Origin of the sequence: Bradyrhizobium guangdongense (genome assembly GCF_004114975.1) — a bacterium.
Taxonomy (GTDB): domain Bacteria; phylum Pseudomonadota; class Alphaproteobacteria; order Rhizobiales; family Xanthobacteraceae; genus Bradyrhizobium; species Bradyrhizobium guangdongense.
The window spans coordinates 3,129,887-3,148,059 of record NZ_CP030051.1 but is presented as its reverse complement, the minus strand read 5'-3'; the positions used below and the strand labels follow the sequence as shown (position 1 = coordinate 3,148,059).

General features: G+C 64.6%; 14 protein-coding genes and 1 riboswitch. Of the genes, 6 read left to right on the top strand and 8 right to left on the bottom strand.

Annotated elements, in window-relative coordinates; all coding sequences use genetic code 11:
- Positions 1-112 precede the first annotated feature (112 nt).
- On the bottom strand, positions 113-1,312 hold the full coding sequence (locus X265_RS14865) for a TrmJ/YjtD family RNA methyltransferase (RefSeq protein WP_128965489.1): 1,200 nt from the start codon (positions 1,310-1,312) through the stop codon (positions 113-115).
- A gap of 341 nt (positions 1,313-1,653) precedes the next feature.
- Here X265_RS14865 and X265_RS14860 point away from each other — a divergent pair, with 341 nt between their 5' ends.
- Positions 1,654-2,868 (top strand): NADP-dependent isocitrate dehydrogenase, encoded by a 1,215-nt coding sequence (locus X265_RS14860; RefSeq protein WP_128965488.1) that lies wholly within the window; start codon positions 1,654-1,656, stop codon positions 2,866-2,868.
- 102 nt (positions 2,869-2,970) lie between these two features.
- Positions 2,971-3,474: a DUF3455 domain-containing protein gene (locus X265_RS14855; RefSeq protein ID WP_128965487.1), complete on the top strand. Its 504-nt coding sequence runs from the start codon at positions 2,971-2,973 to the stop codon at positions 3,472-3,474.
- Positions 3,475-3,478: 4 nt separating this feature from the next.
- Here X265_RS14855 and X265_RS14850 read toward each other — a convergent pair whose 3' ends face one another.
- Together X265_RS14850 and alaS are read right to left on the bottom strand one after the other, a co-directional pair.
- Positions 3,479-4,708 carry a cyclic nucleotide-gated ion channel gene (locus X265_RS14850; RefSeq protein WP_128965486.1) on the bottom strand — a complete coding sequence of 410 codons (1,230 nt, stop codon included), beginning with the start codon at positions 4,706-4,708 and terminating at the stop codon, positions 3,479-3,481.
- 5 nt (positions 4,709-4,713) lie between these two features.
- Positions 4,714-7,392: an alanine--tRNA ligase gene (alaS, locus tag X265_RS14845; protein WP_164938592.1), complete on the bottom strand. Its 2,679-nt coding sequence runs from the start codon at positions 7,390-7,392 to the stop codon at positions 4,714-4,716.
- A 313-nt stretch (positions 7,393-7,705) separates the two neighbouring features.
- Positions 7,706-7,794, top strand: a riboswitch (glycine riboswitch).
- A gap of 143 nt (positions 7,795-7,937) precedes the next feature.
- Here alaS and gcvT point away from each other — a divergent pair.
- From gcvT to gcvP, 3 genes are read left to right on the top strand one after another with little or no spacing between them, the layout of a single operon-like run.
- Entirely contained in the window at positions 7,938-9,086 is a 1,149-nt protein-coding gene (gcvT, locus tag X265_RS14840) for a glycine cleavage system aminomethyltransferase GcvT (RefSeq protein ID WP_128965484.1), read from the top strand.
- A gap of 9 nt (positions 9,087-9,095) precedes the next feature.
- Positions 9,096-9,461 (top strand): glycine cleavage system protein GcvH, encoded by a 366-nt coding sequence (gene gcvH / locus X265_RS14835; RefSeq protein ID WP_128965483.1) that lies wholly within the window; start codon positions 9,096-9,098, stop codon positions 9,459-9,461.
- A 16-nt stretch (positions 9,462-9,477) separates the two neighbouring features.
- Positions 9,478-12,342: an aminomethyl-transferring glycine dehydrogenase gene (gene gcvP / locus X265_RS14830; protein WP_128965482.1), complete on the top strand. Its 2,865-nt coding sequence runs from the start codon at positions 9,478-9,480 to the stop codon at positions 12,340-12,342.
- 1,020 nt (positions 12,343-13,362) lie between these two features.
- Here the strand turns inward: gcvP and recA are convergent.
- Complete coding sequence (recA, locus tag X265_RS14825) at positions 13,363-14,451, bottom strand: recombinase RecA (protein WP_128965481.1); 1,089 nt, start codon at positions 14,449-14,451, stop codon at positions 13,363-13,365.
- A 247-nt stretch (positions 14,452-14,698) separates the two neighbouring features.
- Between recA and X265_RS14820 the strand changes: the two genes are divergently transcribed.
- Positions 14,699-14,881, top strand: a complete 183-nt coding sequence (locus X265_RS14820) for a hypothetical protein (protein ID WP_128965480.1) — start codon at positions 14,699-14,701, stop codon at positions 14,879-14,881.
- 24 nt (positions 14,882-14,905) lie between these two features.
- Here the strand turns inward: X265_RS14820 and X265_RS14815 are convergent, their stop codons facing one another.
- The 4 genes from X265_RS14815 to X265_RS41360 all read right to left on the bottom strand — a co-directional run bounded on the left by X265_RS14815 (position 14,906) and on the right by X265_RS41360 (position 18,173).
- Positions 14,906-15,262: a hypothetical protein gene (locus X265_RS14815; protein ID WP_128965479.1), complete on the bottom strand. Its 357-nt coding sequence runs from the start codon at positions 15,260-15,262 to the stop codon at positions 14,906-14,908.
- A gap of 338 nt (positions 15,263-15,600) precedes the next feature.
- Positions 15,601-16,344, bottom strand: a complete 744-nt coding sequence (istB, locus tag X265_RS14810; RefSeq protein ID WP_092235715.1) for an IS21-like element helper ATPase IstB — start codon at positions 16,342-16,344, stop codon at positions 15,601-15,603.
- An 11-nt stretch (positions 16,345-16,355) separates the two neighbouring features.
- Positions 16,356-17,888, bottom strand: coding sequence for an IS21 family transposase (istA, locus tag X265_RS14805; protein ID WP_164938591.1), 1,533 nt, complete (start codon positions 17,886-17,888; stop codon positions 16,356-16,358).
- A gap of 141 nt (positions 17,889-18,029) precedes the next feature.
- On the bottom strand, positions 18,030-18,173 hold the full coding sequence (locus tag X265_RS41360; RefSeq protein ID WP_244659312.1) for a hypothetical protein: 144 nt from the start codon (positions 18,171-18,173) through the stop codon (positions 18,030-18,032).

The following is an 18,173-nucleotide window of genomic DNA, read 5'->3' as shown; positions in this document are numbered from 1 at the left end:
TCGTAGGGCGGGGCAAAGCAAAGCGTGCCCACCACCTCGCTCGGAGGCGAAAAGGTCGTGGGCACGGCGCTATGCGCCTTTGCCCACCCTAGGAAACCTGCGCGTGTGATTCCTACGGGCTCTGCCCGATCATCCCCTGCAGCCGCACCAGCTCCGCCTCGAGATCGCGCTCGACATCCGCAGCCCGAATCTCCAGCACGCGGTAATCGCGCGCCTCCAGCCAAGCCCGCCGCGAGGCGCGGTCGGCGGCGATGGTCTCGCCCTCGCCCGGGTTGACCAGCTCGATCGCGATCCGGTGCGGGAAAGAGACGAAATCGGGGATGTGGCGGCCGACCGGAGTCTGGCGCTTGAACCCACCTGCGAAGCGGCGGTCGCGCGTCAGCGCCTGCCAAAGCAGGCGTTCGGCATCGGTCGGGTTGCGGCGGAGCAGGCGCGCAAGGCCGCGCACGGTCGAGCCGCTATCAGGGACGCCGCCGCCCTGCCCGTGCTCGGCCAAAAGTGCGCGCAGGCGCGTGGCCTGCTCGCCATCGAGCACGCCGCCCTTGGCCGGGCCCTTGCGGCCTTCCGCGATGGCCATGATCACTCCATGGAGGGTGTGCATGTCCTGCTTGGTCGGCTCCATCCGGGTGAAGATGTTGCGCAGATTGACCAGCATGGTGTCGCGCTTCTCGGCCGGGCGCAGGAACTCGACCTTGTCGAGCTCGCGCACGAGGTTGTCGAAGAAGGCCTGCATCTGGTGCTGCGAGGCGCGCTCGGAACGCTCAGGCATGGCGTGCGGCAGCGCGCCCGAGGTCGCCTGCTTGAACCATTCATAGCCCACCAGCAGCACGGCCTGGGCAAGGTTGAGCGAGGCAAACCCCGGATTGACCGGAAAGGTGATGATGCGATTGGAGAGCCCGACCTCCTCATTGGTCAGGCCCCAGCGCTCCCGGCCGAACAGGATGCCGGCCTTGCCGCCGGTGGCGATGTGCCCGGCGATTTCGCTCGCTGCAGCCTCCGGCCCAACTACCGGCTTGGCCTGGTCGTGGGGCCGCGCGGTGGTGGCCAACAAGAGATCGAGGTCGGCGACCGCCTGCTCGACCGTGTCGAACAGCTCGACCTTTTCCAGGATGTGGTCGGCGCCAGCGGCGGCGCGCTGGGCGGCGATGTTGGGCCAACCGTCCCTCGGGTTGACGATGCGCAGAGCGCTCAGGGCAAAGTTGCCCATCGCGCGCGCAGCCATGCCGATGTTTTCCCCGAGCTGCGGCTCGACCAGGATCACGATGGGGCCGTCGAGGGACATTCCCGTCTTGCTCTTGTCAGTCCCCGACATCTCGTTTCGCTTTCACTCTGGTTCTCAAGGCCCTGGCGAGGCGCTCTTAGGAATTGATTCAGAGCCGGCTGCCGACCGGCGGGCTTTGTCCGCCTGTCGTTTGCCTGTCCTGACAGAATTCTCAAGGGAAATAACGGGTTGGATTCGGCTTTTGAACCTGGGCGGAAACCTTGATCCGGCCCGGGCCGCGGCGGCCGGCTCCGCCCCCCGTCCGTGGAAGCTGGATGGGCTAAAAGTGCATAATCACTTGGCTTTCGCCCGCTGCTATCAGGTGCTAAGAGGCGGCGGATATTCACGTCGGCGCACCGCAAGTGCCCATTCCGAAGAGGGCTTCCCCGATCATGGCAAAAATCAAGGTATCCAATCCCGTCGTCGAACTCGATGGCGACGAGATGACCCGGATCATCTGGCAGTACATCAAGGATAAGTTGATCAACCCGTTCCTGGATGTCGAGCTGCTCTATTTCGACCTGGGCATGGAGTACCGCGACCAGACCAACGATCAGGTGACGATCGACGCCGCCGAGGCGATCAAGAAGGTCGGCGTCGGCGTCAAGTGCGCCACCATCACCCCCGACGAAGCCCGGGTGAAGGAGTTCAACCTCAAGCAGATGTGGAAGTCGCCGAACGGCACCATCCGCAACATCCTAGGCGGCTGCATCTTCCGCGAGCCGATCATCTGCAAGAACGTGCCGCGTCTCGTTCCCGGCTGGACCAAGCCGATCATCATCGGCCGCCACGCCTATGGCGACCAGTACCGCGCCACCGACATCAAGTTCCCGGGCAAGGGCACCCTCTCGCTGAAGTTCGTCGGCGAGGACGGCACCGTGATCGAGAAGGAAGTGTTCAAGGCTCCGGGCGCCGGCGTCGCCATGGAGATGTACAATCTCGACGACAGCATCATCGACTTCGCCCGCGCCTCGTTCAACTACGGCCTGCTGCGCGGCTACCCGGTCTACCTGTCGACCAAGAACACGATTCTGAAGGTCTATGACGGCCGCTTCAAGGACATCTTCCAGGAGATCTTCGACAAGGAGTTCAAGAAGGAGTTCGACGCCAAGGGCCTGACCTACGAGCACCGCCTGATCGACGACATGGTCGCCTCGGCGCTAAAATGGTCCGGCGGCTACGTCTGGGCCTGTAAGAACTACGACGGCGACGTGCAGTCCGACACGGTCGCGCAGGGCTACGGCTCGCTCGGCCTGATGACCTCGGTGCTGCTCACCCCCGACGGCAAGACCGTCGAAGCGGAAGCGGCCCACGGCACGGTGACCCGTCACTACCGCGAGCACCAGAAGGGCAAGGAGACCTCGACCAACTCGATCGCCTCGATCTTCGCCTGGACCCGTGGCCTCGCCCACCGCGCCAAGCTCGACAACAATGCCGAGCTCGCCAAGTTCGCGACCACCCTGGAGAAGGTCTGCGTCGACACCGTCGAGGAAGGCTACATGACCAAGGACCTCGCGCTCCTGGTCGGCGCCGACCAGCGCTGGCTCTCGACCACCGGCTTCCTCGACAAGGTCGCTGACAACCTGGTGAAGGCGCTGGCGGCGTAAGCTGCCAACCGCAATTTCGCCCGACTGGGCCAGCCATCATTACGGGCCGCGTCCTTGAGCGCGGCCCGTTCTTTTTGTGAGAGCCCTCCGTGGAGACCGACCATGTTCATCAAGCTTGCCGCCCCCTGCCTGCTGTTGCTCGCGGCCATGATCGGGCCGGCCTCCGCCGCAGACCCGCTCCCTGACGCCATCGCCGCATCCGGTGAGAGCATCGTGCTCAGCGTCCACGCCGAGGGCGCGCAGGTCTATGAGTGCAAGGCCGGCACCGACGGCAAGCTCGCTTGGAGCTTCCGCGAGCCGATCGCGACACTCTTGTCCGACGGCAAGACCGTCGGCCGCCACTATGCCGGGCCGACTTGGGAGCACGCCGACGGCAGCGCCGTGGGTGCCAAGGCCGCCGGCAATGCGCCGGGCGCAACGGCCGCCGACATCCCCTGGCTGAAGCTGGAGGTCACCGCCCACCGCGGCAGCGGCGTGCTGACGCCGGTCACGACGGTCCAGCGCACCAACACCCATGGCGGCAAGCTCGAGGGCGCCTGCGACAAGGCCGGCGAGTTCAGAAGTGCGCCCTACTCGGCCGAGTATGTTTTCCTGAAGAAGGGCTGAGCGCTCAGCGGTCGGTGCCCTCACGCTCGGCTTGCGCGAGCTCGGCGGGCGCCAGATCGCCGCCGGTCTCTTCCAGCCGCGCCTTGGCCGTCCGGTGGACATGCGCCGCCAGCGTCGGCATGCGCGCGATCAGGGCATGAAAATCCTGGGCATCGAGCACCAAGAGACGCGTCTTGCGCGTCGCCGTCACGGTGCCGCTGCGCTTGGTCTTGTGCAGCAGCGCGATCTCGCCGAAGAACGTACCGTCGGCAAGCCGCACATGCTGGCTCGGCAGCGCGATCTCGACCTCGCCGGCCGTGATGAAATACATCGAGGAGGCCGCGTCCCCGCGACGAACCAGGATCTCGCCCTGCTCCACGGTACGCGCGCGGAGCAGCCGCATGATGTCGGCGATCTCCGCCGCTCCCAGATGCGAGAACAGCGGCACCCGCGCCAGCATGCCCCAGGTGACGACGAAGTCGCGCCGCTTCACTTCCTCGGCAAAGGCGGTCGAGATGATCGCAACCGGCAGCGCGATCATCGCGAAGCCCGAGATGATGGTGAACACCGAGATGATCTTGCCTAGCGCCGTCACCGGCACGACGTCGCCATAGCCGACGGTGCCGAGCGTCACGATCGCCCACCACATCGCCTGGGGGATGGTGCCGAGCTTGTCCGGCTGCACGTCGCGCTCGATGGCGTAGAGCAGCGAGGCGAAGGTCAGGACCGCACCGGCCAGGATGACGATGCAGCCGATCAGTGCCCGACGCTCGGCATGCACGGCCGCAAGCAGCGAGCGCATCGCCGGCGAATAGCGGATCAGCTTGAAGAACGGCAGCACGCCGAGCGCCGCCAGCGTCGCGTGCCGGCCCGTGGCCAGCACCACCGCGGCCGGCAGGAACGCCATGAGGTCGATGATGCCGAGCGCCGAGAAAACATAGCCGAGCCGGTCGGCGAGCGCCGAGCCCTTGCGCGGCGTGTGGCCCGCCACCGTCCAGAGCCGCGCTAGATATTCCAGCGCGAACACGATCACGCAGAGGATGCTGACGGACGAGAACAGCACGGCGAACTGCGCGTCCAGCTCCGGCACCGAGGCGAGCACCATCGCGACCACGTTGAACACGATGACGCCGATGATGAGCTGGATGAAGCGCGACCCGATCGAGTAAGCGAGCGGATCGTGCTCCAGCAATTCGTAGAGGCGATCCCTCAAATTCGGATCGCGAAGCCCACGTCCTCGCGGAACGAGGCGCATGGCGGTTACGCCGCCCCCATCGCTTTTTCGATCGCAGCCAGCGCCTCGGTTGCCTTGGCGCCTTCAGGGCCGCCCGCCTGCGCCATGTCGGGCCGGCCGCCGCCGCCCTTGCCGCCGAGCGCTTCGGAGGCGACGCGCACGAGGTTCACGGCGTTGAAGCGCGCGGTGAGATCGGCGGTGACGCCGACCACGACGCCAGCCTTGCCGTCCTCGGTGACGCCGACGATGGCGACGACGCCGGAGCCGATCTGCTTCTTGGCCTCGTCGGCGAGGCTCTTGAGATCCTTCATCTCGATGCCTTCGACCGCGCGCGCCATCAGCTTGACGCCACCCGCCTCGCGTACCCCGGAGGCCGCGCCATTGCCGGCGGACGCGCCGCCGCCCATCGCCAGCTTCTTGCGGGCATCCGAGAGCTCGCGCTCGAGCTTCTTGCGCTCCTCCATCAGCGCGGCGATGCGCGCCGGGACGTCGTCGAGGGACGTGCGCAGCTCGTTCGCCGCGGTCTTCGCCAAAGTCATGGTGTCGTTGGCGTGCTTGCGGGCGTAATTGCCGGTCAGCGCCTCGATGCGGCGCACGCCCGAAGCGACCGCGCTCTCGCTCGTCAGCGTGATCAGGCCGATGTCGCCGGTGCGGCGGACATGCGTGCCGCCGCAGAGTTCGACCGACCAGCCGAGCGCATTGGCGCCGCGCTCGCGCGCGGTCTTGCCCATCGAGACGACGCGCACCTCGTCGCCATATTTCTCGCCGAACAGCGCGCGCGCCCCGGCCTCGCGGGCTTCGTCGACGCCCATCACGCGGGTCGTGACCTCGTCGTTCTCCAGCACCACGTCGTTGGCGATGTCCTCGACGCGGGCGAGCTCTTCCGCCGTGATCGGCTTCGGATGCACGAAGTCGAAGCGCAGACGGTCCGGCGCGACCATCGAGCCGCGCTGAGCGATGTGATCGCCGAGCACCTGGCGCAGCGCCTCGTGGATGAGGTGCGTCGCCGAGTGATGCGCACGGATCGAGGAGCGCCGGGAATGATCCACCTCGAGCTGCAGCGCGGTGCCGACCTTCACTTCGCCGCTCTCGACGGTGCCGACATGCACGAAGAAATCGCCGAGCTTCTTCTGCGTGTCGGTGACGCGGAACTTGATGCCACCTTCGCCGGTGAGCACGCCGGTGTCGCCGACCTGGCCGCCTGATTCCGCATAGAACGGCGTCTGGTTCAGCACGATGGCGCCGGTGTCACCCGCCCTCAGGCTTGCGACCTCAGCACCATCCTTCACCAGCGCGGACACCACGCCTTCGGCGCTCTCGGTCTCGTAGCCCAGGAATTCGGTGGCCCCGAGCTTCTCGCGCAGCGGGAACCAGATCGCCTCGGAGGCCGCCTCGCCCGACCCCTTCCAGGACTCGCGCGCCTTGGCCTTCTGCCGCTCCATCGCGTCGGTGAACGCAGCCTGGTCGACGCCGATGCCGCGCGACTTCAGCGCGTCCTGCGTCAGGTCGAGCGGAAAACCATAGGTGTCGTATAGGGTGAAGGCGACGTCGCCGTCGAACATGTCGCCCTTCTTCAAGGACGCGCTCTTCTCGTCGAGGATGGCAAGGCCCCGCGACAGCGTCTTGCGGAAGCGGGTCTCTTCCAGCCGCAGCGTTTCCTCGATCAAATTCTCCGCGCGCATCAAATCAGGATAGGCCTGGCCCATCTCGCGAACCAGCGCCCAGACCAGGCGATGCATCAGCGGCTCCTTGGCGCCCAACAGCTGCGCATGGCGCATCGCGCGGCGCATGATCCGGCGCAGCACATAGCCGCGGCCCTCGTTCGAGGGCAGCACGCCGTCCGCAACCAGGAAAGCGGAAGAACGCAGATGGTCGGCGATGACGCGGAACGAGGCGACGGTCTGCTCGGTCGGGCCGCTGCCGAGCGCGGATGCGGTCGCGTCGATCAGATGGCGGAACAGATCGGTCTCGAACACGCTGTCGACGCCCTGCATGATGCAGGCCATGCGCTCCAGACCCATGCCGGTGTCGATCGAAGGACGCGGCAGATCCACGCGCTCCTCCTTCGTCACCTGCTCGTATTGCATGAACACGAGATTCCAGAACTCGAGGAAGCGGTCGCCGTCCTCTTCCGGCGAGCCCGGAGGGCCGCCCCAGATGTGATCGCCGCGGTCGATGAAGATCTCCGAGCAAGGGCCGCACGGGCCGGTGTCGCCCATCGCCCAGAAATTGTCTGATGTCGGGATGCGGATGATGCGGTCGTCGGAGAACCCGGCGATCTTCTTCCAGAGCCCGTGCGCCTCGTCGTCGGTGTGGTAGACGGTGACGAGCAGCTTGTCCTTCTTCAGACCGAAGTCTTTGGTGATGAGCTTCCAGGCCAGCTCGATCGCGCGCTCCTTGAAGTAGTCGCCGAACGAGAAGTTGCCGAGCATCTCGAAGAAGGTGAGATGGCGCGCGGTGTAGCCGACATTGTCGAGGTCGTTGTGCTTGCCGCCGGCGCGCACGCATTTCTGCGAGGTGGTGGCGCGCTGATAGGGCCGCTTCTCGACGCCGGTGAAGACGTTCTTGAACTGCACCATGCCGGCGTTGGTGAACATCAAAGTCGGATCGTTGCGCGGCACCAGGGGCGAGGACGACACGATCTCGTGGCCGTTCTCGGCAAAGAAGTTCAGAAAGGTCGACCTGATCTCGTTGACGCCGCTCATGTTCATCCAATCGGGTGTGCTAGAGCATGATCCGGAAAAGTGGGAAGCGGTTTTCCGGAAAGATCATGCTCAAACAATCATCGCGCTTTAGAACCCGCTTCCTTGCCGTCCAAACTGACGTTTCGGCTGATATCTGCGGGCCAAAGCGCTTTTAGACAAGGCCAGCTTCCCTGTCCAGAAACTGTGCAAGGAGATCAGAGGGTTGCCGCAGGCGCGCAGGTCCTGGTGCAAGCCCCGTTGCAATCCCGTTGAAAGACGCAGAAGCCGCGTTGACAGGCTTGGCTGGCCTGTGGTCTGTACCCATCTGTATCGTACGGCCACGTCGGGAGAGACCGGCACATCTGCCGGCGCCGAAGGAGCAACCGCCCCGGAAACTCTCAGGCAAAAGGACCGCGTGGCTTTGACGACATCTGGAAAGAGGCGCCGACGGGCTTAAGCCCGCCCGGCACCCGCCGACGGGATAATACTCTCAGGCACAGCGACAGATGGGGCTTCGACTGGTGTCCCAGGGGAATCGTCCCAGGGGAACCGCCGAGGGCCCCGAGATGCTTGCACCCGACGACCGGAAATCCCTGAAACGTACCCCTCTTTATGACCTGCATGTGTCGCTCGGCGGCAAGATGGTGCCGTTCGCGGGCTATGACATGCCCGTGCAGTACCCTGCGGGCGTGCTGAAAGAGCACCTTCATACCCGAGCTTCCGCCGGCCTGTTTGACGTCTCCCATATGGGCCAGCTCCGCTTGCGGCCGAAGTCGGGCAAGGTCGAGGACTCCGCCCGCGCGCTGGAACGCCTGGTGCCGCAGGACATCGTAGCGATCGCCGAGGGGCGGCAGCGCTACGCCCAGTTCACCAATGCAGACGGCGGGATTCTCGACGATCTGATGGTTGCCAATTTCGGCGATCACCTATTCCTGGTCGTCAACGCCGCCTGCAAGGACGCCGACGAGGCGCATCTGCGCGCCAATCTTGCGGACGCCTGCGAGATCGAATCGCTCGCCGACCGCGCACTGATCGCTCTCCAGGGCCCCAAGGCGGAATCGGCGCTGGCGAAACTGTGTGCAGCGGCGCCCGCCATGAAATTCATGGATGCCGGTCCGCACGAGGTCGCCGGCATCAAGTGCTTCGTCTCGCGTTCGGGCTACACCGGCGAAGACGGGTTCGAGATTTCGGTTCCCGCTGCCGATGCCGAACGCCTCGCACAGATGCTGCTGCAAAATCCCGACGTGATGCCGATCGGGCTTGGCGCCCGCGACAGCCTGCGGCTGGAAGCCGGGCTCTGCCTCTACGGCCACGACATCGACACCGCCACCACACCGGTCGAGGCCGCGCTGGAATGGTCGGTGCAGAAGAGCCGCCGCACGGGCGGTGCACGCGCCGGCGGTTTTCCCGGCGCCGACAAGATCCTCACCCATTTCGATCACGGCGCATCCCGCCGCCGCGTCGGACTGCGGCCTGAGGGCCGCGCGCCGGTGCGCGAAGGCGCGCTGCTGTTTGCGGATCAAGCCGGAGGCGAGCCGATCGGAAAGGTCAGCTCGGGCGGATTCGGCCCGAGCCTGAATGCCCCGATCGCGATGGGCTATGTGCCGACTGCCTTAAGTGCGCTCGGGACAAAACTCTTTGCCGAGGTGCGTGGACAAAAGCTGCCGCTCACGGTCGCCGCCATGCCCTTCGTGAAAAACACCTACAAACGCTGAGGATCGACAATGACCACGCTGTACACCTCCGACCATGAATGGCTTGCCATCGAGGGCGACGTCGCCACCGTCGGCATCACCGACTATGCGCAGCAGCAGCTCGGCGACGTCGTGTTCGTCGAGCTGCCCAAGCTCGGCCGCGTGCTGAAGAAGGCGGAAGCCGCCGCCGTCGTGGAATCCGTCAAGGCCGCCTCCGACGTCTACGCGCCGATCTCGGGCGAAGTGCTCGCGACCAATCCCGAGCTCGCCGCCGAGCCGGCGCTGGTGAATTCGGACGCGCAAGGCAAGGCCTGGTTCTTCAAAATCAAGATTGCCGATAAGAGCGAGCTCGGCGGCCTCATGGATGAAGCCGCCTACAAGGCGCATACGGCTTAAAGCGATGGAGCAAGCGATGACCGCGCACCGCAAATGCAATGGCGAGATTACCTCTTTCGTTCGCCGCCACATCGGCCCGTCAGCGCGCGATGTCACCGCAATGTTAGAGACCGTCGGCGCTAGAAGCGTCGACGCCTTGATGGCGGAAACGCTGCCGAGTTCAATCCGCCAGGCGGCCCCGCTCGATCTCGGCAAGCCGCTGAGCGAAACCGAGGCGATCGCGCATATGACCGAGCTCGCGCGCCAGAACCAGGTCTTCACCTCGCTGATCGGCCAGGGCTATTCCGGCACGATTTTGCCGACGGTGATCCAGCGCAACATCCTGGAGAACCCGGCCTGGTACACGGCCTATACGCCCTACCAGCCCGAGATCAGCCAGGGCCGGCTGGAAGCGCTGTTCAACTTCCAGACCATGATCTGCGACCTCACCGGCCTGGACGTTGCCAACGCTTCGCTGCTCGATGAGGCCACGGCCGCTGCCGAAGCGATGGCGCTCGCCGAGCGGCATTCGCAGGTGATGGCACAGGCCTTCTTCGTCGACAAGGACGTGCATCCGCAGACGCTAGCCGTGATGCGCACCCGCGCCGAGCCGCTGGGCTGGAGTCTGATCGTCGGCGATCCCCTCACCGAGCTCGACAAGGCGGAGGTGCTCGGTGCGTTGCTGCAATATCCGGGCTCTTCGGGTGCGGTGCGCGACCTCAGGCCGGTGATCGCGGCTCTGAAGGCCAAGGGCGCGCTCGCGATCGTTGCCGCCGATCTCCTGGCGCTGACCCTGCTCGCCTCGCCCGGCGAGCTGGGCGCCGACATCGCGATCGGCTCTGCCCAGCGCTTTGGCGTGCCGATGGGTTATGGCGGACCGCACGCCGCCTATATGGCGGTGCGCGATGCGTTGAAGCGCTCGCTCCCCGGCCGCATCGTCGGCCTCTCCGTGGATAGCCGCGGCGCCCCGGCCTATCGCCTGGCGCTGCAGACCCGCGAGCAGCACATCCGGCGCGAGAAGGCGACCTCCAACATCTGCACCGCGCAGGTGCTGCTTGCTGTCATCGCCGCGATGTACGCGGTCTATCACGGTCCCGAGGGTCTCGCGCAGATCGCGCGCAACGTGCATCGCCGCACGACGGTGCTCGCCGCGGGCTTGCGCAAGCTCGGATTCGCGCCGCAATCCGAAACCTTCTTCGATACGATCAGCATCGATGCCGGGGCCAGGCGCGCCGAGATCATCGTGCGCGCCGCCGCCGAGAAGATCAATCTCGGGATCGGCCATGCGAACTTGCGCATCGCGCTCGACGAGACCACGACGCCTGCGACGGTCGAAGCGCTCTGGCGCGCCTTCGGCGGCACGCTGTCGTACGCCGAGATCGACGCCACCACGCGCGAGGCCCTGCCGGAGGCGCTGAAGCGCACCACGGCGTTCCTCACCCACCCCGTGTTCCATGCGCATCGCTCGGAGACCGAGATGCTGCGCTATATGCGCAAGCTCAGTGATCGCGACCTCGCGCTCGATCGCGCGATGATCCCGCTGGGATCCTGCACCATGAAGCTGAACGCGACCACCGAGATGATGCCACTGACCTGGCCGGAGTTCGCGACCCTGCATCCGTTCGTGCCGCGCGAGCAGGCGAGCGGCTATCACGCGCTGTTCGCGCGGCTCGAAAAGTGGCTGTGCGACATCACCGGCTATGACGCGATCTCGCTGCAGCCGAATTCCGGCGCGCAAGGCGAGTACGCCGGCTTGCTCGCGATCCGCGGCTATCACGCTTCGCGTGGCGAGGCGCACCGGAAAATCTGCCTGATCCCCTCCTCCGCCCACGGCACCAATCCGGCCTCCGCCGCGATGGTCGGCATGGACGTGGTGGTGGTCGCCTGCGAGAAGAACGGCGACGTCGACGTCAATGATCTCCGCGCCAAGGCGGAAAAGCACTCGAAGGACCTTGCCGCGGTCATGATCACCTATCCCTCGACGCACGGCGTGTTCGAGGAGCATATCCGCGAGATCTGCGACATCGTGCACGGCCATGGCGGCCAGGTTTATCTGGATGGCGCCAACCTGAACGCGCAGGTCGGCCTTTCCAGGCCCGGCGATTACGGCGCCGATGTCAGCCATCTCAACCTGCACAAGACCTTCTGCATCCCGCATGGCGGCGGCGGCCCTGGCATGGGCCCGATCGGCGTCAAGGCGCACCTCGCCCCGTTCCTGCCCGGCCACCCCGCAACGCGCGCGGATGCCCCGGTCGGCCCGGTCTCGGCCGCGCCGTTCGGCTCGGCCTCGATCCTGACCATCTCCTACATCTACATCCTGATGATGGGCGGGGAAGGCCTGAAGCGCGCCACCGAGATCGCGATCCTCAACGCCAACTACGTCGCAGCAAGGTTGGAGCCGCACTTCCCGGTGCTCTACAAGAACCCCAGGGGGCGCGTCGCGCATGAGTGCATCGTCGATCCCCGGCCGCTGAAGACGACGTCAGGCGTCACGGTCGACGACATCGCCAAGCGCCTGATCGATTACGGCTTCCACGCCCCGACCATGAGCTTCCCGGTGCCGGGCACGCTGATGATCGAGCCGACCGAGTCGGAATCGAAGGCGGAGCTGGACCGCTTCTGCGACGCCATGATTGCGATCCGGAAAGAGATCGCCGAGGTCGAGACCGGCCGCTTCAAGATCGAGGCTTCGCCCCTGCGCCACGCCCCACACACCGTGCACGATATCGCAGACGACGGTTGGAAGCGCGCCTACACCCGCGCCGAAGGCTGCTTCCCCGATGGGGTCTCGCGCACCGATAAATATTGGTGTCCGGTCGGGCGTGTCGACAACGTCTACGGCGACCGCAATCTGGTGTGCTCGTGCCCGCCGGTGAACGATTATGCCGAGGCCGCGGAGTAAGCTTGATAGGGTCGGTTAGCGGGCGGCTGTGCGAAGCGCAACCCACCGCTTCTGCTTCCGCGGAGACAGACAGCGGTAAGTTACGCTGCGCTAACCCACCCTACGGTCCTGGCCGATGGGGGCGGCTGATGATCAATATACCTGTATACCTGTGAGAAAATTCAAAAGCATGGCGGTCGCCCTCAAGACGCTTGAGCTTTACGTCAAAGACGACGCGGAGCATCTTCAGACCGGAAAGCCATTTCAGAATTTCGGCCACATGCGCTTATGAGAAGCGTTGGCCAACTGGCTGCTGTGCGCCACCGCTAATGCCATAGATGGGCGCAACTTATCGATTGCGAGCACAAACGACCCCATTGGCGGCGACGGCATCATCCGCGACGAGGACACCGCGGGAGCTTTCCAACCGAGCATGTAATGGTTCCGCGCCAGAGTGGTGGCGCTGCTACCGACCCACGAGCACTGATCCTAGGGGCCATTGACGATAACGAAAAGAAGGGTGGCGCAGCTTACGCTTCAGGCAAACCGCTGGTCGTGTTTGTCAACGCTGACCCAGGTGAATGGTATCCAAACAGAGTTGCGCGGGCATTACCCTATCTCCGAGTTCTGTCATCCAAATTCGTTCGGACATCGTGGACTTTTCTCATCGCGAGATCGAAAACGGGAATTACGGCGTTCGAAACGAGAAGGGACTTTATCGTTCCCCTGAAGGCCGCTCTCGGAATGGCTGGCTTATTCAAACGCGCGATGGGCTCTATCGATGCCGATCTAAGAAACTTGCGACAGCGCATCATGCAGCACATCCATCTCCGCTCCGCTCGCCAGATTAATAGGCTATGCCCCCCGCCAGACGTAAATTTCCCGCGTAGCGTCCTGGATCGCATGGTGAGGCCGCTGTTAGGATCAAATGCGACGGCAAGTCGCCCCACCCACTCCCCGCCAAAAGGAAACGGGCACTGATGACGTCGGCAACTCAACGTCCTCAGCGCCCGCTCCTCGCGAAAACTCTCTGCTTAGGGTCTACTCGTCCGCGGGCTCTTCACCGTCGGCGTCGCGCTCGGGCGCACCGGCGAGGATCTGCTCGGCGATCAGGCCGGAGTTCTGGCGGATCGCGGTCTCGATCTTGGCGGTGATGTCGGGATTGGCTTTCAGGAACGCTTTCGAGTTCTCGCGGCCCTGGCCGAGGCGCTGGCTGTCATAGGAGAACCAGGCGCCGGACTTTTCGACGATGCCGGCCTTGACGCCGAGATCGAGGATCTCGCCCATCTTGGAGACGCCCTCGCCGTACATGATGTCAAACTCGACCTGCTTGAAGGGCGGCGCCAGCTTGTTCTTCACCACCTTGACGCGGGTGGTGTTCCCGACCACCTCGTCGCGCTCCTTGATCGCACCGATGCGGCGGATGTCGAGGCGGACCGAGGCATAGAATTTCAGCGCGTTGCCGCCGGTCGTGGTCTCGGGCGAGCCGTACATCACGCCGATCTTCATGCGGATCTGGTTGATGAAGATCACCATGGTGTTGGACTTGTTGATCGAGGCCGTGAGCTTGCGCAGCGCCTGGCTCATCAGACGAGCCTGCAGGCCCGGCAGCGCATCACCCATCTCGCCTTCGAGTTCGGCCTTCGGCACCAGCGCCGCCACCGAATCGACCACCAGCACGTCCACCGCACCCGAGCGTACCAGCGTGTCGCAGATTTCCAGCGCCTGCTCGCCGGTGTCGGGCTGGGAGATCAGCAGCTCGTCGATGTTGACCCCGAGCTTGCGGGCATAGACCGGGTCGAGCGCGTGCTCGGCGTCGATGAAGGCGCAGATGCCGCCCTTCTTCTGGGCCTCCGCCACCGTGTGCAGTGCCAAAGTCGTCTTGCCCGAGGATTCCGGCCCGTAGATCTCGACGATACGGCCCTTGGGCAGGCCGCCGATGCCGAGCGCGATATCGAGCCCGAGCGAACCTGAGGACACCGCCTCGATGTCCATCGAACGGTCGTTCTTGCCGAGCTTCATCACCGAGCCCTTGCCGAACTGGCGCTCGATCTGAGAGAGCGCGGCAGCCAGAGCTTTACTCTTGTCCATGGAAGATCCTTCGACGATACGCAGGGCAGTGGTGGACATTGGGTCGTGCTCCTTATGGCGAGGATTCGCGTGTGGGACAAACGATTGGCGCGGCGGGTCGTCGATATCTACAACGTACCCTATTTGTTCTATGTTCGCAATATGTTCTTTTTGGATTTCGGGTACTGTCCGTATTCCGAGGCCCGTGTCCTAATTTAAATTGAGCAGTGTCCTAAGTTCACAAATGTACGGAGGAACTGAGCGTTTTAACCTACGTTAATCCGTGGGCGCTGCCACGGGAGAGCCAATGCTGCCGGAAGACCGTGAATGGCTGCGCAAGCATCTCAACGAGCGCGTGCACCGACACCAAGCCAAAGAAGACATGACGCGTGAATTGCTGCGTCGGTCGTGGGACGCGCTTTCGCGCTCTGAGGAACTGCTAAGGCTCCCGGTGCCCGTCGTGTGGCATCCCGAGCCGCCCAAAGAGTAAGGCCGCCTCAGTTGGCAGCCTCTTTCACTTGTCCACTGGCTTTCCGCGAGATGCTTGCTCTTTAATGGAACTGTCAATCTCTTGTAACTTCTCTTGCGGGAACGGTATCGGACCATTGTTGGCCTCGTAGTTGGCAATGATAGTGCTCAGAGTGTGGGCCAGAATCTTTGCTGCTCGATGGGGCATGACAACAATGAGTTCTTCCCGAACATTGCTGCCGGGCTTTGCCAAATCCTCATCGAAAGCAACGTTGAGCCTTGCTTCATTTTCCCCCCAACCTATTCCCAATATATTGCAGTAAACCACCCGCCAATCAGGAGCGCGATGAATCGCAGATTCTGATACGAAGCCAGAGGCTGCATTTTGGTCAGTGGATGACATTTACAGTTCCTCCAATGCGCACAGGCTTTGGAAGCACGCTAATGGCGGCCGGATCGACAGATCCAAGATCGTCAATCCACCCTGTAGCGATAACTCGGCTGCTAGCTGGACGTAAGAACACGCTGATTGACTTCGAATTTGCTTGCGCAAATCCTTGATCGTCCTTGAATTCCGGCACCCGCATTGACGCAGGAGATACGTCACGCGTATTGCTAATGAACGTAGAAAACGGGACAAATCTAATTTGCAGCGCAACGTCATAGACGTTGGCCACCTCCAGCAAAGTCTGGACTGTCACCTTTCCATAGTGCCCAAGCGCAGCGGCATGTCCACAGCACTCAGGTGTTTCGGGCGGATTGCCGGGTTCGGCGCAGGCTCTCACCGGTGAGGTCGAGCCGATGGGCATTGTGGACGAGGCGATCGAGCACGGCGTCGGCATAGGTGGGATCTCCAATGAGCAGATGCCACTGGTCCACGGGGAGCTGGCTGGTGACGATGGTGGAGCGATGACCGTAGCGATCTTCGAGGATTTCCAGGAGGTCGTGACGGGCGCCAGCATCGAGCGGCTCGAGGCCCCAATCATCGAGGATCAGCAGATCGACACGGCCAAGGCCGCGCAACAGGCGTGGGTGACGACCGTCGCCACGGGCGAGCGCCAGATCGTCGAACAGGCGCGGGACGCGCTGATAGAGCACGGAGCGATTGTCGCGACAGGCCTTGTGGCCGAGCGCCGAGGCGAGCCAACTCTTGCCGACGCCTGCCGGTCCGCAGATCAGGAGATTGACGTGGTCGTCGATCCAACGGCCCTCGACAAGCTTGGCGAACAGCGGGCGGTCGAGACCGCGCGGGGTGCGATAGTCAATGTCCTCGACGCATGCCTGCTGGCGCAGCTTGGCGTAGCGCAGGCGAGTGGCGAGCCGTTTGTCGTGCCGCAGCGAGGCTTCACGTTCGAGCAGCAGGGCAAGCCATTCGGCGTGACCGAGGCTGCCAGCCTCACCGGCGGCTTCGATGTCGGCGAAGGCCTTGGCCATGCCGTGGAGGCCGAGGGCGTTGAGGCGGTCGAGGGTCGGATGGGTGAGCAAGGGACGGTCTCCTAATTGTAGTAGCGCGGTCCGCGGATGTTGGCATGCAGGATCGGCGCATCGTCCGCGGAGCGCTGGTGAGCGGGACGCCGATCGAGATTGTTGGCGAGGATCGACTTGACCGAGCCATAGGTGCGCGCGCCGATGTCGATCGCCCGCGCAGCCGCCGCGTCCAGCCGTTCGCGCCCATAGGAGGCGGCGAGCCTGAGGATGCCGAGACAGGCGCGGAAGCCTTGTTCGGGGTGCGAGCGCTCGTCGAGAATGAGGTCGCACAATGCGCTGGTTGCCGGCCCGATCGCGGCGGCGTCCTGACGGATACGCCCGATAGTCCAGCCGGCGTAGCGCCGATGGCTGGAGGCCATGTGTTCCGGCACGGTGGTGTGCTTGTGATTGCCACTCATGCGCTGATGCGCGGCGATCCGCTCGCCCTTGTGGAAGATCTCGACGGTGCGGGCGGTGAACCGCACCTCGACCTCGGCACGCGCGAAGCGATGCGGAACGCTGTAATAATGCTTCTCCACCTCGACGTGGTAGTCGAGGCTGACGCGGCGGATCCGCCATTCGGCGAGCACGTAGGGGCTCGTCGGCAACGGCTTGAGCGCCGGCCGGTCGATCTCCTCGAGCAACCGGCGGCGCGTCACGCCGATCCGCCGGATCGGCCGCTCCTCGTTGAGCCTGGTGAGCAACTCGCCGATCGCTGCGTTGACCTCGGCGAGGCTGTAGAAGACGCGGTGGCGCAGGCGGCCGAGCAGCCAGCGCTCGATGATGAGGACGGCCTGCTCGACCTTGGCCTTGTCGCGCGGCTTGCGAGGTCGCGCCGGCAAGACGGCCGTGCCGTAATGCGCGGCCATCTCCGCATAGGTGCGATTGATCTGCGGGTCGTAGAGGCTCGCCTTGATGACTGCGACTTTGGTGTTGTCAGGCACCAAGAGCGCCGGGACGCCGCCGATCGCCGCGAAGGCGCCAACATGGGCGCTGATCCAGTCGGCGAGCCCCTGCGTCCACGTCGCCTGCGCGTAGGTGAAGCTCGAGGCGCCGAGCACGGCGACGAAGATCTGCGCCGTCCTCCGCTCGCCGGTGAGGCGGTCGACCACCACCGGCACGCCGTCGCCCGCGTAGTCGACGAACAGCTTGTCGCCGGCCGCGTGCGCCTGGCGCATCGTCAGCGACAGGCGTCCCTCCCAGGCGCGGTAAAGCTCGCAGAAGCGCGAGTACCGGTATCCGCCGGGCTCGGCGCCGATGTACTCCTCCCACAGGATCGACAGCGTCACGTGCTTGCGCTTGAGCTCGCGGTGCACCGCCGCCCAGTCGGGCTCGGCGATGCGGCGATGACCCTGCCGGTTGCCGTTGCCAGTCTTGGCGAACAGGCGGGCCTCCAGGGCCGCGTCCGTGAGTTCGTCGGGCAACGGCCAGCTCAGGCCTGCGGCCTCGAATCGCCGGATGGTCAGCCGCACTGTCGAGGGCGCCGCGCCCATCCGCCGAGCAATCTCGCGGCTCGGCAGCCCAGCCGCCTTCATTCTGATCACATCGCGCACACGGCGCATCGCAAGCCTCTCCGTCGGCATCCAGGGTCCCCCTTCGCAAAACCGAAAGGTTGACCCTATGGGAGCCAGAAGAGGCCTCGTCACCCGGGCGACATCATCCCGGAATGGTGGGCGACATCATCTCGGAACGGGTGGGCGACTTCAAATCGGAATGGTGGGCGAGATCATCTCGGAATCCTGGGCGACATCGATCGGAATCCGCAGGGGGAGCCCGAAATCAGCACGGATGGCTTCCACCCCTACCGCGTAGCAATCCGCGACGCCTTCCGTGGGAAGGCGCACCAT